The sequence below is a fragment of the Burkholderia sp. AU18528 genome (assembly GCF_002223215.2).
GTDB classification, from domain to species: Bacteria; Pseudomonadota; Gammaproteobacteria; order Burkholderiales; family Burkholderiaceae; genus Burkholderia; species Burkholderia semiarida.
In genome coordinates this window covers 1527683-1542451 of sequence record NZ_NKFC02000004.1, presented here as the reverse complement: position 1 = coordinate 1542451, position 14769 = coordinate 1527683, and the positions used below count along the sequence as shown (strand labels likewise).

Genomic DNA, 14769 nt, shown 5'->3' with positions numbered 1-14769 from the left:
ATCTCGTCGAGGGAATCAGAACAGGTGGTACATGCCGACCATCGCGCCGAACTGCGACGCGCCGGCAAGCGGTGTCGGGTCGTATTCGTAGACGGTCTGCGAGCTTTGGCCGCCGTTGCGCGCATAGCCGAGGTTCACGTAGGCGACGGTGCGTTTGGACAGCGCATACGTGGTACTCGCGATGAACAGCGTCGGGTGGCCGATCGCCGGCGTGCGCGAATCGGTGTGGTAGACGCCGGCGTTCAGGCCAATCCCGTTCGACATCAGGTAACGCGCACCACCCCACACGATCGTGCGCGCCGCGTCGAGGTCGCCGGTCAGGCGTTCGACGCCCGCATGGACGGTGAGCGGCAGCGTCGCGAACGCATAGCGTGCGGCGAGCGTGCCGAGTTCGCGACGCCGCGCGGACGCGTCGCCGGCCGCCGATACGTCGCCGTGCGCCTGGTGCAGCACCGCGCCGACCGACAGGCCGTTGCTCGTGTACTGGCCGCCGAGCTCGAGCACGCGGCCGGCGCGCGTATTGCCGGCGACGCCGGAGGTCGCGGCGAGCACCTCGACGTCGAAGCCGGCAAAGGTCGGCGACTGGTATTTGACCGAGTGGTCGATGAAGTTCGCGTTCATCGGCACGAGCACGCCCTGGCCGCTGTACGACCCATACCAGAGCGGGTCGTAGAACAGCGTCTTGTCGAACAGCACGCTGAACTGGCGGCCGAGCGTGACGGTGCCGACCGGCCCCGCGATCCCCACGTATGCGCCGCGAAAGAACGCATAGCCGGGCACGGTCGCGGTGCCATCGTTGAGGTTGAGGCCCTGTTCGAGCTTGAACAGCGCACGCCAGCCGCCGCCGAGATCCTCGTGGCCCTTGATCCCGATCTGCGAAGGCAGGATGCCGTAGTTTTGCAATCGCACGGCCGACTGATGTCCGTCGGCGTGCGTCAGGTACTGCACGCCGGCGTCGAGCGCGCCGTACAGCGTGAGCGCGGACTGCGCGTGCGCGGCGCCGCCGCATGCGGCGAGCGTCGCGGCGGCCGCGGCCATGCGGATGAAGCGGGGTGTCGTCACGTGGGGTTCTCCATACCGTGCTGCATCGATTTGTCGTTGGTATCGTCGCGACGCAGTGTCCGTAGCGGGAAAACCTTCGAACAGTCGTCCAGATGAACGGTGCGGAAAACCCGCGGTGCCCCGCATGAACGCCGTGCGATGCCGGCGCGCGCGGTGCTGCGCAGCAGCAATGCGCGGTGCACCGTTCAAATGGATGGGGTTGACGAGCGTTCCGGCACCGTGGCCCGCCAAAAAAGCGGCTCGCTATAATCGGCCGGTGTCGTTGCGCACATCAGCAGCCCGACCGGGCAGGGGAGCGGAAAGTGAGGATCACGACGGATATCGGGCAGGACCTCGACGCGCTGCGCGACGTGCCGGCCGCCATCGTGCTCGACGAATTCGCGTGGCCGACGCGGCCGTCCCGGCGCGCCGATTTCGACGGCGTCACGCGTGGCGACGCGCCGCAGCGCGAACTCGGCCTGATGCTGCTCGACCTGTACGCGGTGGCCGCGCAGTCCGCCATCGGCGAATTCGAGTACCGGTTCTTTTCGCTGCTGCAGGCCCTCATTCCGTTCGATGCCGCGTGGACGGGCGTCGCGACCCACGTGCCGACCGGCCCCGTGATGCACAACAGCTTTTTGTACCGGTTGCCGCACGCGTTCTTCACCGACTGGAAGCGTGTGCGCGATTGCGATCCGCTCGCGCACCGCACGCTGCACGGCGCGCACGGTCGCGCGGTGCGGCTGACGGTCATCGAGCCGGGGCTCGATGCACGATTTCGCGATTGGTGCGTGAAGTACGGGCTCGCGCAACTGATGTTCGTCTGTACGATCGATCGCCGCTTCGGCCTGACGACGTTCGTGTCGATTTACCGCCAGGGCCTGAATCGGCCGTTCGGCGACAACGACGCACATCGTTTCGAGGAACTCATTCCGCACCTCGCGGCGGCGTTGACGATCAATCGCGCCGCGCAGCTCACGCGCGAACGCGAGCGCGCCGACACGGTCGCCCCGGCCGCGCGAGCGTTGTGCGACAACTTCGGCGTGCTGCACCATGCCGACCCCGGTTTCGACGACGTGCTGCGCGCCGAGTGGCCGGCCTGGGCGGGCCCGCGCGTGCCGGAGGCGCTCGTCGCGCACCTGCGACGCCAGTCGGGCCAGCCGTTTGTCGGCGACGCGCTGCGCATCCAGTGCGTGCCCGTCGCCGGGTTGTTCCAGATCGAGGCACGGCCGCGCTCGCTGCTCGACCGGCTCAGCCCGCGCGAACTCGCGGCGATCCGCTATTACGGGGCCGGGCGCTCGCACAAGGAAGTCGCGCAGCAGATGGCGATCTCGCCGACGACCGTGCGCCACTACCTGCGCTGCGCGTACCGCAAGCTCGGCATGCACGACAAGAGCCAGATCGCCGGCGTGCTCGGTGCGACGACGGGCGGTACGGCCGACGACGAGGCGGTGGAAGCCGGCGGCATGCCGCGCTGACGCGCACGCATGACCGGGTGCCGCAGGGAGCGGCCGACGTTGTCGGAATGGTTGTGCCCGCAACCATTGAGCGTTATGCTCGTCTGCTCTCGGAAGACGGAATCCCATCATGAACGACACGAATTCAGGGTCGGTGCGCGCGGCGGTGGTCGGGGTCGGCGCGATCGGCGGATTGCTCGCGGCCGCGTTGTCCAGAGCCGGCATGACCGTGAGCGCGTACGCACGCGGCGCGACGCTCGATGCGCTGAATACGCACGGCGTGCGCGTGATCGACGAGGCGGGCGCAACGTCGTCGGTGCCGGTGCGGGCAAGCGACGATGCGGCCGCGCTCGGCGTGCAGGACTACGTGGTGATCGCGCTGAAAGCGCAGGCGCTGCCGGCGCTGGCCGCGCGCATTGCGCCGCTGGTCGGGCCCGACACCGTGATCGTCGCGGCGATGAACGGGTTGCCGTGGTGGTTCACGCACGGGCTCGAAGGAGCGCTCGACGGCGTGCCGCTCGAGGCGGTCGATCCGGCCGGCGCGGTATCGGCGGCATTGCCGCCCGCGCGGGCGATCGGCTGCGTCGTGCACCTGTCGTCGAGTACCGACGCGCCGGGCGTCGTGCGGCGCGGGCGCGGCAACCGGCTGATCGTGGGCACCCCCGATCCGCGGCTCGACGTGCCCACGGCGCGGTTCGCCGCGGCACTCTCGGCCGGCGGTTTCGACGTCGAGTCGACGCCCGCGATCCGGACCGAGATCTGGACGAAGCTCTGGGGCAACATGAACATGAATCCGCTGAGCGCGCTGACCGGTTCAACGGCCGAGCAGTTGCTCGATGATCCGTTCACGCAGGATCTCGCGTTGCGGATGATGGAGGAGGCGGCCGCGATCGGCGCGAAGCTCGGCCTGTCCACCGGGATGAGCGGTCCCGAGCGGATCGCGGTCACGCGCAAGCTCGGCGCGTTCAAGACGTCGATGCTGCAGGATTTCGAAGCGGGGCGCCCGCTCGAGATCGGGCCGATTCTCGGCGTGTTTCCGGAACTCGGGCGCAAGCTTGGCGTGCCGACCCCGTACTGCGACGCAGTGCTCGGATTGTTGCGTCAGCGCGCGACGAACAGCGGGTTGTAGTGTGCGCCAGGCCGGCGCGAATGCGCGGCTGCCGGCAACGCGCGCTTCGCGCGAGATCGCCGCGTGATGCAAAACGGGCCGACCGGATCGCGTGTGACGCGACCCCGTGCGGCCAGTCTGATTCATCGGATCAATGCGGCCCGCGGCAAGCGGCCGTCCGGCGATGCCGGGGCCGACGCGACGCTCAGTCGTCGCGTTCGACTGCGTGCGCGACGACCTTGTCGAGCAGCCGCTCGAACGTCTGACGTTCGCTGTCGGACAGGCATGCGAGCAAGCCGTCGTTCCACTTGCGCACGATCGGCATGATCTTGCGATACAGCGCGCGGCCGTCGGCAGTCAGCGCGATCAGCACGATCCGGCCGTCCTCCTCGCTCGCGCCGCGCTCGAGCAGCCCCTGGCGCAGCAGCGCTTCGGCCGCGCGGCTCGCCTGGCTCTTGTCGAGATTGGTGTGGCGTGCGAGATCCATGATCGAGAACGGACCGAACGCGCCGACGGCGGCGATCACGCGCGCCTCGGGCAGCGAAATGTCGAGCTTGTGCCGGTACACCTCGCCGATTCCGCGGTCGGAGTGCTTCGTGAGCACATGGAGGCGATAGGTCAGAAACTGATCGAGCCCGGCTTGGCGGCCTTTCATGTCGAATCCTGAAGAAAAAGGGCGGGCCCGATTGTTCCTGTATCGCGCGCTCGGGTCAACGGTCAGTGTGCGCCGTACTTCAGCCGTGTCAACTGTTCTGCTTCGTTCGCGAGCAGATTCGCCGCATCGCGGATCGCGACGTCGAGCGTGATCGGCCCGGGAGCGGGCGAGAAGCAGCCGGAGAAATGCTCGGACAGGCGCGGCAGCGCGGCCGGATCGACCGCGCCCGACAGCAGCGACGCGGGGACGCCGGCGGCCCGCGCGTGCCGGCACGCGATGAACGGCGCCTTGCCGTGCAGCGTCTGCACGTCGGAGCGGCCTTCGCCGGTGATCAGCCAGTCGGCGCCGGCCAGTGCGGCGTCGAGCCCGACCTGGCGCGCGACCACTTCGGCGCCTGCCTCGAAGCGTGCGCCGAGCATGTGCAGCGCGAAACCGAGGCCGCCCGCGGCGCCCGCGCCCGGCAGATCGCGGCCGCCGCGGTCGAGCGCGGCCTCGAGCAGATCGGCGAAGCGGGCAAGGGCGGCATCGAGGGTCGCGACCTGCGTTGCCGTCACGCCCTTTTGCGGACCGAACACCGCGGTGGCGCCATGCGCGCCCGTCAGCGGATTGTCGACGTCGGACATGCCGATGAATTCGGTTTCCTTCAGTCGTGGATCGAGCCCCGATGCGTCGATGCGCGCGACGTCGGCGAGCCGCGACGGCACCGGCTCGACCGGCTGGCCATTCGCGTCGAGGCACTGCAGGCCAAGGCCCGCGAGAAGCCCCGCGCCCGCGTCGTTGGTGCTGCTGCCGCCGAGCGCGACGAAGAAGCGGCGCACGCCTTCGTCGAGCAGCAGGCGGATCGCTTCGCCCATCCCGCGCGTGCTGCGCGCATCGACCGGCACGCTCATGCCGACCGGGTCGGTGATACCGACGATCTCCGCCGTCTCGACGATCGCGGTTCGCGCGTCGATCACGCCGACCGCCGCATCGCGCGCCGCGAGCGACGCGCCGGCCACCCGCAGCGTGCGCCGCGTACCGCCGCCCGCCAGCATCGCATCGAGCGTGCCTTCGCCGCCGTCGGCCATCGGGCAGCAGCGCACGACGGCGTCGGGCCGGGCACGGCGAATGCCGGTGGCGATCGCGTCCGCGACCTGCTCGGCGGAAAGCGAGCCTTTGAACGAATCGGGCGCGATGACGACGACAGGCGCGGACGGGCGGTGCGGCATGGTGTCTCCGAAAGGCGTGATTGGTATGAAGGTCGGGCCACGACGGTGGCTCGCACGTTATCGGAGCTTACAGGATGGCGGGGCCGGGGAGGATACGCCGTTCGGCATAGCGGCGATCCGCGTGCAGGGGCGTGCGACGGGCCGCCGACAGGGCCGGGACAACCTGTGTCGCGCCGATCTGGCGGTATGAGGAAAATTGTTTGCTAGAATAGTCGATTCTTCCGGCCAAAGCCGTGCTCCGAGCCGCTTGCGCTAGCCATCCGGCGCGTGCAGGGATGGCGTGGCGCCCCGGCGCGGCGTGTGAGTGTGCGCACCTCGCGCCGCAGGCAGGCACGGCAAGGAAAACCCGATTCGCTCGAATAATTTTAGGACGATTGAAGCCATGGCTAACGTTGTTGAGAACCTCGGCAAGCTTGAACGCCGTGTGACGATTTCTTTGCCGAAAGACACCGTGCAGAAGGAAATCGACGCCCGCATCCAGAAACTCGCGAAGAACGTGCGCATGCCGGGTTTCCGCCCGGGCAAGGTGCCGCTGAAGATGGTCGCGCAACAGTACGCGGGTCAGGTCGAGGCGGAAGTGCTGAGCGACAAGATCGGCCAGGAATTCTTCACGATCAGCCGCGCGGAAAACCTGCGCGTCGCCGGCCAGCCGAGCTTCGAGCCGAAGCAGGAGCAGGCCGAGGACGCATACGCGTTCGACGCGACGTTCGAGGTCTACCCGGAAGTGAAGATCGGCGATCTGGCGACCGCTGAAGTCGAGCGCTCGACCACGACGATCGGCGACGCCGAAATCGACCGCACGCTGGACATCCTGCGCAAGCAGCGCGTGCACTACCACGCACGCGGCGAAGCCGGCGAGCACGGCGACGGCGGCGCGGACACCGCGGCGAAGAACGGCGACCGCGTGACGGTCGACTTCGTCGGCAAGATCGACGACGTCGCGTTCCAGGGCGGCACGGCCGAAGATTTCCCGTTCGTGCTCGGCGAAGGCCGCATGCTGCCGGAATTCGAAACGGCGGCGCTCGGCCTGAAGGTCGGCGAACAGCGTACGTTCGACCTCAAGTTCCCGGACGACTACCACGGCAAGGACGTCGCCGGTAAAACGGCGCAGTTCACGGTCACGATGAAGAAGATCGAATGGCCGCACCTGCCGGAAATCGACGCGGAATTCGCGAAGTCGCTCGGCATCGAAGACGGCGATCTCACGAAGATGCGCGCCGAGATCAAGGAAAACCTCGAGCGCGAAGCGAAGCGCCGCACGCAGTCGATCGTCAAGAACCAGGTGATGGACGCGCTGCTGAAGATTTCCGAACTCGACGTGCCGAAGGCGCTGATCGAGCAGGACCAGCAACGTCTCGTCGAAATGGCTCGCCAGGATCTGGCGCAGCGCGGCGTGCCGAACGCGAAGGATGCACCGATCCCGGCCGAAATGTTCGCCGAGCAGGCCGAGCGCCGCGTGAAGCTGGGCCTCGTGCTGGCCGAGCTGGTGAAGGCGAACGGCCTGGAAGCGAAGCCGGAGCAGATCCGCGCGGAAGTCGACGAGTTCGCGAAGAGCTACGAAGACCCGAAGGAAGTGGTCCGCTGGTATTATTCCAACCAGCAGCGCCTCGCCGAGATGGAAGCGTTCGTCGTTGAAAGCAACGTCGTCGACTTCGTGCTGGGCAAGGCAAAGGTGACGGACAAGGAAGTGAGCTTCGAGGCACTCGCGAGCGCATCGGCGCAAGCGTAACTGTCGCTCTTGCGGCGTGCCGGCTGTCGGAGCGACGGCCCGCACGCCGTTTTTACGTCAAGCGCACGGTTGCCATTAATATGGCGATTGAGCGGGCGGCTTCCTTCCGTTCAATTTTCCAATCGAACAAGGTTCATTGAATGATCACTCGCGCTGAATTGCTGGACATGCTTGCTTCGAACGCGCCGCAGGGTTTCGAGGCGCAAGCGCTGGGGCTAGTGCCGATCGTCGTCGAAACGAGCGGCCGCGGCGAGCGTTCGTACGATATCTATTCGCGTCTCCTGAAGGAGCGCCTGGTGTTCATGGTCGGCGAAGTGAACGACCAGACCGCCAACCTCGTGGTCGCGCAATTGCTGTTCCTCGAGAGCGAGAATCCCGACAAGGACATCAGCCTCTACATCAACAGCCCGGGCGGCTCGGTGTCGGCCGGCATGGCGATCTACGACACGATGCAGTTCATCAAGCCGGACGTGTCGACCCTGTGCATGGGCCTCGCGGCCAGCATGGGCGCGTTCCTGCTCGCGTCGGGTGCGAAGGGCAAGCGCTTCGCGCTGCCGAATTCGCGCGTGATGATTCACCAGCCGCTCGGCGGCGCGCGCGGCCAGGCATCCGACATCGAGATCCAGGCACGCGAGATCCTCTACCTGAAGGAGCGGTTGAACAACCTGCTCGCGCAGCACACGGGCCAGGACGTCGAGCGCATCGCGCGCGACACCGACCGTGATAACTTCATGTCGAGCGAGGACGCGAAGGCGTACGGGCTGATCGATCAGGTGCTGCTGAAGCGCCCGTGAGCTTAAACGGGGTGCCGCCCCGATTCGGGCCGGCGCCCTCAAACGTCCCGAGTGCCCTGAGCATCTGCGGCAAGCGCATCCAGCCGGCTCCGGTCGCGCCCTAGGCGCGGCGTCCGGAGCAATCGGCGTATCATGTCATCTACCTGTCCGGAGGCTCTACATTCATGGCGGACAAAAAAGGTTCGAACAGCGAAAAGCTGTTGTATTGCTCGTTTTGCGGAAAGAGCCAGCATGAGGTGAAAAAACTCATTGCGGGCCCGTCGGTGTTCATCTGCGATGAATGTATCGACCTCTGCAACGAAATCATTCGCGACGAGGCGGCTGCCGCCGGCGTCGAGGCCAGCTTGTCCCGGTCGGATCTGCCGAGCCCGCAGGAAATTCGCGACATCCTCGATCAGTACGTGATCGGCCAGGAGCGCGCGAAGAAAATCCTCGCGGTGGCCGTGTACAACCACTACAAGCGCCTGAAGCACCTCGACAAGAAGGACGACGTCGAGCTGTCGAAGAGCAACATCCTGCTGATCGGCCCGACGGGCTCCGGCAAGACGCTGCTCGCTCAGACGCTCGCGCGGTTGCTCAACGTGCCGTTCGTGATCGCCGACGCGACGACGCTGACCGAAGCCGGCTACGTCGGCGAGGACGTCGAGAACATCATCCAGAAGCTGTTGCAGAATTGCAACTACGAGGTCGACAAGGCCCAGCGCGGGATCGTCTACATCGACGAAATCGACAAGATCAGCCGCAAGTCGGACAACCCGTCCATCACGCGCGACGTGTCGGGCGAGGGCGTCCAGCAGGCGCTGCTGAAGCTCGTCGAGGGCACGATGGCGTCGGTGCCGCCGCAAGGCGGCCGCAAGCACCCGAACCAGGATTTCATCCAGGTCGACACGACCAATATCCTGTTCATCTGCGGCGGCGCGTTCGACGGTCTCGAAAAGGTGATCACCGATCGTACCGAGAAAACCGGCATCGGCTTCGGCGCGACGGTCAAGAGCAAGCAGGAACGCGACGCGGGCGAGGTGCTGCGCGAAACGGAACCGGAAGACCTGATCAAATTCGGTCTGATCCCCGAATTGATCGGCCGCCTGCCGGTGGTCGCGACGCTCGGCAAGCTCGACGAAGCCGCGCTGATGAAGATCCTGGTCGAGCCGAAGAATGCGCTCGTCAAGCAGTATCACAAGCTGTTCGCAATGGAGCGCGTCGAGCTGGAAATCCGGCCGGGCGCGTTGCAGGCAGTCGCCCGCAAGGCGATCCGCCGCAAGACCGGCGCGCGCGGTTTGCGTTCGATCATCGAACAGGCGTTGCTCGACGTGATGTACGAGCTGCCGACGATGAAAGGGGTCAGCAAGGTCATCATCGACGAGAACGTCATCGATGGGGACGGCAAGCCCTTGCTGATCTACGAGGACACGCCGAAGGTGGCGGGTTCGAACTGACCGGCTTGCCGACGATGTTCATCGAAAAAGGCCGTTCATGAGTCCGTGGGCGGCTTTTTTTCGTTTATCTTGTGGGTAACTCTGACTCGACACGCGGTGGTTACTTTCTTACCGAATATTTCCCGCACTTGAAGGCTTGCAATTCGTTGTGGCGGCCTCAATTACCGAACAATTGATTCCACTCATGGGGAAATGAAATGTCAGGCACCCAACTTCTCCCGCCGGAACGCATCACGCTCCCGCTGCTGCCGCTGCGGGATGTCGTCGTTTTCCCGCACATGGTCATTCCGCTCTTCGTGGGCCGGCCGAAATCGATCAAGGCCCTCGAAGCAGCGATGGAAGGCGGCAAGCACATCATGCTCGTCGCCCAGAAAACCGCGGCCAAGGATGAACCGACCGAAAAGGACATGTACGAGGTCGGTTGTATTGCCAACATTCTGCAGATGCTGAAGCTGCCGGACGGCACCGTGAAGGTGCTCGTCGAAGGCCTGCAGCGCGCGAAGGCGTTGTCCATCGAGGAACAGGAGACGCAATTCTCCTGCGACGTGATGCCGCTCGAGCCCGATCACGCCGACAGCGCTGAAACGGAAGCGCTGCGCCGCGCGATCGTGTCGCAGTTCGACCAGTACGTGAAGCTGAACAAGAAGATCCCGCCGGAGATCCTCACGTCGCTGTCGGGCATCGACGAAGCGGGCCGTCTCGCCGACATGATCGCCGAGCGCCTGCCGCTCAAGCTCGACCAGAAGCAGCACATCCTCGAGATGTTCCCCGTCATCGAGCGCCTCGAGCATCTGCTCGCGCAGCTCGAAGCCGAGATCGACATCCTGCAGGTCGAAAAGCGCATCCGTGGGCGCGTGAAGCGCCAGATGGAAAAGAGCCAGCGCGAGTACTACCTGAACGAACAGGTCAAGGCGATCCAGAAGGAGCTGGGCGAGGGCGAGGAGGGCGCGGATCTCGAGGAACTCGAGAAGCGCATCAACGCCGCGCGCATGCCGAAGGAAGCCAAGAAGAAGGCCGACGCCGAGCTGAAGAAGCTGAAGCTGATGTCGCCGATGTCGGCGGAAGCGACCGTCGTGCGCAACTACATCGACACGCTGATCGGCCTGCCGTGGCGCAAGAAGAGCAAGGTCAACAACGACCTGTCGAACGCCGAGCAGGTACTCGACGAGGATCACTTCGGCCTCGAGAAGGTCAAGGAACGGATCCTCGAGTATCTCGCGGTGCAACAGCGCGTGGACAAGGTGAAGGCGCCGATCCTGTGCCTCGTCGGGCCTCCGGGCGTCGGCAAGACCTCGCTCGGCCAGTCGATCGCCCGTGCGACGAACCGCAAGTTCGTCCGGATGGCGCTCGGCGGCGTGCGTGACGAAGCCGAGATCCGCGGCCACCGCCGCACGTACATCGGCTCGATGCCGGGCAAGATCCTGCAAAGCCTCGCGAAGGTCGGCGTGCGCAATCCGCTCTTCCTGCTCGACGAAGTCGACAAGATGGGCATGGATTTCCGCGGCGATCCGTCGTCGGCGCTGCTCGAAGTGCTCGATCCGGAACAGAACCACACGTTCGCCGACCACTACATCGAAGTCGATTTCGATCTGTCGGACGTGATGTTCGTCGCGACGTCGAACTCGCTGAACATCCCGCCGCCGCTGCTCGACCGGATGGAAGTGATCCGTCTGTCGGGCTACACGGAAGACGAGAAGGTCAGCATCGCCCAGCGTTACCTGCTGCCGAAGCAGAAGAAGAACAACGGGCTGAAGGACGGCGAGGTCGAGGTCACCGAACAGGCGATCCGCGACATCATCCGCTACTACACGCGCGAAGCCGGTGTGCGTTCGCTCGAGCGGGAAGTGTCGAAGATCTGCCGCAAGGTCGTGAAGATGCTGTTGCTGAAGAAGGCATCGGGTGCGATCAAGGTCGATGGCGAGAACCTCGACACGTTCCTCGGCGTGCGCAAGTACGACTTCGGCCTCGCGGCGAAGGAAAACCAGGTCGGTCAGGTGACGGGCCTCGCGTGGACGGAAGTCGGCGGCGACCTGCTGACGATCGAAGCCGCGGTGATGCCGGGCAAGGGCAACGTGATTCGTACGGGCTCGCTCGGCGACGTGATGAAGGAGTCGGTCGAGGCTGCGCGTTCGGTCGTGCGCTCGCGTTCGCGGCGTCTCGGCATCAAGGACGAAGCGTTCGAGAAGCAGGACATCCACATCCACGTGCCGGAAGGCGCGACGCCGAAGGACGGTCCGTCCGCCGGCGGTGCGATGACGACCGCGCTGGTGTCGGTGCTGACGGGTATTCCCGTGCGGGCCGACGTCGCGATGACGGGCGAAATCACGCTGCGTGGCGAAGTGCTGCCGATCGGCGGGCTGAAGGAGAAGCTGCTGGCGGCGCATCGCGGCGGCATCAAGCTCGTGCTGATTCCGGAAGAGAACGTGAAGGATCTCGCGGACATTCCGGACAACGTGAAGAACGCGATCGAGATCGTGCCGGTCCGCTGGATCGACAAGGTGCTGGAGCTCGCGCTCGAGCGTTCGCCGACTCCGCTGCCGCCGGAAGAAGAAGCGAAGGCAGCGGCGCCGGTCGGCGAGGCGGCGAAGGATGCCGGCTCGACGGAAGTCGTCAAGCACTGAGACCCTGACGACCGTCGTTGTTGACGGTTGTTCACGAAACCCGCGGCGATGCCCGCGGGTTTTTTTATGCGCGTCGGCATCGTGCGAGCGCGGGCGTTAAAAAAATTCACGCACGGGCTTGGCAAAATGATCGGGGATGAATTAAACTTGCGGGCTCGCTGATTGTTGATGCGGAAACGCAGATCGCAGTCGGAACGAATCGGAAACGGGTGCTTAGCTCAGCTGGTAGAGCGGCGCCCTTACAAGGCGTAGGTCGGGGGTTCGAACCCCTCAGCACCCACCAGTTTCACGATTCAGCCAGACCAAGGAGCGGTAGTTCAGTCGGTTAGAATACCGGCCTGTCACGCCGGGGGTCGCGGGTTCGAGTCCCGTCCGCTCCGCCAAACAAACAACAATGCCCGCCTCGTGCGGGCATTGTTGTTTGTGCGTTGTGGTTTTGCGCCCGCTGGCGGGCGCGTGACTGCGGAGTGGAGGAAGCCGCCTGCGCGGCTTCCGGCGGGACTCGAAGGGCTGCGCTTGCAAGCGCAGCCGCGGCCTGCGGGATGTAGGCGAGTCCCGTCCGCTCCGCCAAGCAAACAACAATGCCCGCCTTGTGCGGGCATTGTTGTTTGTGCGTTGTGGTTTTGCGCCCGCTGGCGGGCGCGTGATTGCGGAGTGGAGGAAGCCGCCTGCGTTTTATCCCGTCCCACCCCGTATGTTGTAATATCGGACGTTTTGTCCAATTTTCCCGTCACGCATGCTCGATTTCTTCCGTAATCACCAGCGCCTGATGATGGCGCTCCTGCTCCTGATCGTGTTGCCGGGGCTGGGTTTCGTCGGGATCCAAGGCTTCCGCGGCTTCTTCGACGACAGTGCGAACGTTGCGGCGGTCAACGGACACAAGATCACGCGGGTCGAATTCGACGGCGCGTTCCGCCAGCAGATCGACCAGGCGCGCCAGGCGCTCGGCGGGCAGTTCGACATCAAGATGTTCGATACGCCCGAGCATCGCAAGCAGGTGCTCGACGGCCTGATCCAGCAACGCGTGCTGGCCGACGAGACGCAACGTCTGCACCTGACCGCCTCCGACAACGCCGTGCGCGACGCGCTGATGAGCGACCCGATGATCGCGTCGCTGAAGAAGCCCGACGGCACGATCGACGTCGAACGCTATGCGCAACTGCTGTCGTTCCAGGGGATGACGCCCGAGCAGTACCAGGAGCGCGTGCGCTACAGCCTCGCGCTGCAGCAGATTCCCGCAAGCATCGTGTCGAGCGCGTTCACGCCGAAGAGCCTCGCGCAACGCCTGTCCGAACTCGCTGCGCAACAGCGCGAAGTGCAGGCGCTCGTGCTGAAGACGAGCGACTTCGCTGCGAAGGTCCAGCCGACCGACGCGCAGCTCGCCGCGTACTACGACGCGCACAAGCAGAGCTTTGCGACGCCGGAAACCGCGACGATCCAGTACCTCGTCTATTCGCCGGCAGCGGCGGCCGCGAGCGCGCAGCCGACCGAGGCGGACATCAAGAAGTTCTACGACGACAACCCGACGCACTTCCGTACCGAAGCGCAGGTGCGCGTGAGCCACATCTTCATCGCCGCGCCGGGCAACGCGAGCGCGGCCGACAAGGCAGCCGCGAAGGCGAAGGCCGAGCAACTGCTCGCCGACGTGAAGGCGCATCCGGACCAGTTCGCGCAGATCGCGCAGAAGAACTCGCAGGATGCGCCGTCGGCGGCGAAGGGCGGCGACCTCGGCTTCATCACGCGCGGTTCGACCGCGGGCGGCAAGGCGTTCGACGATGCCGCGTTCTCGCTGAAGCAGGGCGACGTCAGCGGTATCGTGCAGTCGGATCTCGGTTTCCACATCCTGAAGGCGACCGAAGTGAAGCCGGCCGTCGTCAAGCCGTTCGCGGAAGTGAAGGACCAGATCGCGGTAGACCTGAAGCAGCAGTACGCATCGAAGGCGTTCTCGGACAACGCGGAAGGCTTCACGTCGACCGTCTATGAAAAGGCGAAGACGCTGCAGCCGGCCGCGGACAAGTACAAGCTGACGATCCAGACGGCCACGGTCACGCCGACGCCGAATCCGCAACTGCCGCCGACGAGCCCGTTGAACAATCCGAAGTTCCTGGCCGCCGTGTTCGCGAACGACGCGGTGAAGAACCAGAACAACACGCAGGCGATCGACGTCGGCAACAACACGCTGATCTCGGCGCGCGTGACCGAGCACAAGCCGGCCGCGGTGCCCGCGCTCGACGCGATCAAGGATGTCGTGCGCCAGAAGGTCATCGCCGAGCAGGCCGCGGAACTCGCGAAGAAGGACGGTGCGGCGAAGCTGGCCGAACTGCAGAAGTCGAAGTCGACGGACGGCTTTACGGCCGCGCAGAAGGTGTCGCGCACGCAGTCGCAGGGCCTGACGCCGGCTGCGCTGAGCGCCGTCTACAAGGTCGATGCGAAGACGCTGCCGGCTTACGTCGGTGTCGACCTCGGCGCGGACGGCTATGCGATCTATCGCGTGAACGCGGTCATTCCGGGTTCGGCGGTCGATCCGCAGCAACTGGCGGCCGCGCAGCAGCAGATGGCCCAGGTCGACGCGCAAAGCGAAGGCGAGGCGTACCTCGCCGCGCTGCGCGATCGCTCGAAGGTGAAGCTGTACGGCAGCACGACGGCCAGCCAGCAGCAGGACGGCGACAACTGAGCGTCGTTTCGCCCGCAACCATCGAAAAGCCCCGCTCGAAGCGGGG

Annotated in this window: 10 protein-coding genes and 2 tRNA genes; 9 read left to right on the top strand and 3 right to left on the bottom strand. The window is 65.5% G+C overall.

Annotated features, from left to right (window positions below):
- Positions 1-15: 15 nt before the first annotated feature.
- Positions 16-1062, bottom strand: coding sequence for a porin (locus CFB52_RS09895; protein WP_099316498.1), 1047 nt, complete (start codon positions 1060-1062; stop codon positions 16-18).
- A gap of 302 nt (positions 1063-1364) precedes the next feature.
- On the opposite strand from CFB52_RS09895, the gene CFB52_RS09885 reads away from it, so the two are divergent.
- The gene (locus CFB52_RS09885; protein WP_060316608.1) at positions 1365-2519 is read left to right on the top strand and encodes a LuxR C-terminal-related transcriptional regulator; all 1155 of its coding nucleotides are present in this window, start codon (positions 1365-1367) and stop codon (positions 2517-2519) included.
- A 109-nt stretch (positions 2520-2628) separates the two neighbouring features.
- A complete protein-coding gene (locus CFB52_RS09880) occupies positions 2629-3627 on the top strand; it encodes a 2-dehydropantoate 2-reductase (protein WP_089464854.1) in 999 nt (332 codons plus the stop codon).
- A gap of 184 nt (positions 3628-3811) precedes the next feature.
- Here CFB52_RS09880 and CFB52_RS09875 read toward each other — a convergent pair whose 3' ends face one another.
- Positions 3812-4261 carry a MarR family winged helix-turn-helix transcriptional regulator gene (locus CFB52_RS09875; protein WP_059585177.1) on the bottom strand — a complete coding sequence of 150 codons (450 nt, stop codon included), beginning with the start codon at positions 4259-4261 and terminating at the stop codon, positions 3812-3814.
- A 62-nt stretch (positions 4262-4323) separates the two neighbouring features.
- Positions 4324-5469 (bottom strand): glycerate kinase, encoded by a 1146-nt coding sequence (locus CFB52_RS09870; RefSeq protein WP_059585178.1) that lies wholly within the window; start codon positions 5467-5469, stop codon positions 4324-4326.
- A 382-nt stretch (positions 5470-5851) separates the two neighbouring features.
- Here CFB52_RS09870 and tig point away from each other — a divergent pair, with 382 nt between their 5' ends.
- The 7 genes from tig to CFB52_RS09835 all read left to right on the top strand — a co-directional run bounded on the left by tig (position 5852) and on the right by CFB52_RS09835 (position 14723).
- Positions 5852-7198 (top strand): trigger factor, encoded by a 1347-nt coding sequence (gene tig / locus CFB52_RS09865; RefSeq protein WP_059585179.1) that lies wholly within the window; start codon positions 5852-5854, stop codon positions 7196-7198.
- A gap of 140 nt (positions 7199-7338) precedes the next feature.
- A complete protein-coding gene (clpP, locus tag CFB52_RS09860; RefSeq protein ID WP_006496351.1) occupies positions 7339-7992 on the top strand; it encodes an ATP-dependent Clp endopeptidase proteolytic subunit ClpP in 654 nt (217 codons plus the stop codon).
- Between the two features lie 164 nt (positions 7993-8156).
- Positions 8157-9428, top strand: coding sequence for an ATP-dependent Clp protease ATP-binding subunit ClpX (clpX, locus tag CFB52_RS09855; protein WP_006489345.1), 1272 nt, complete (start codon positions 8157-8159; stop codon positions 9426-9428).
- A gap of 197 nt (positions 9429-9625) precedes the next feature.
- On the top strand, positions 9626-12049 hold the full coding sequence (gene lon / locus CFB52_RS09850; protein ID WP_099316497.1) for an endopeptidase La: 2424 nt from the start codon (positions 9626-9628) through the stop codon (positions 12047-12049).
- 207 nt (positions 12050-12256) lie between these two features.
- A tRNA-Val gene (locus tag CFB52_RS09845) sits at positions 12257-12332 on the top strand.
- Between the two features lie 23 nt (positions 12333-12355).
- A tRNA-Asp gene (locus tag CFB52_RS09840) sits at positions 12356-12432 on the top strand.
- A gap of 353 nt (positions 12433-12785) precedes the next feature.
- Positions 12786-14723 carry a SurA N-terminal domain-containing protein gene (locus CFB52_RS09835; RefSeq protein WP_099316496.1) on the top strand — a complete coding sequence of 646 codons (1938 nt, stop codon included), beginning with the start codon at positions 12786-12788 and terminating at the stop codon, positions 14721-14723.
- Positions 14724-14769: the final 46 nt, after the last annotated feature.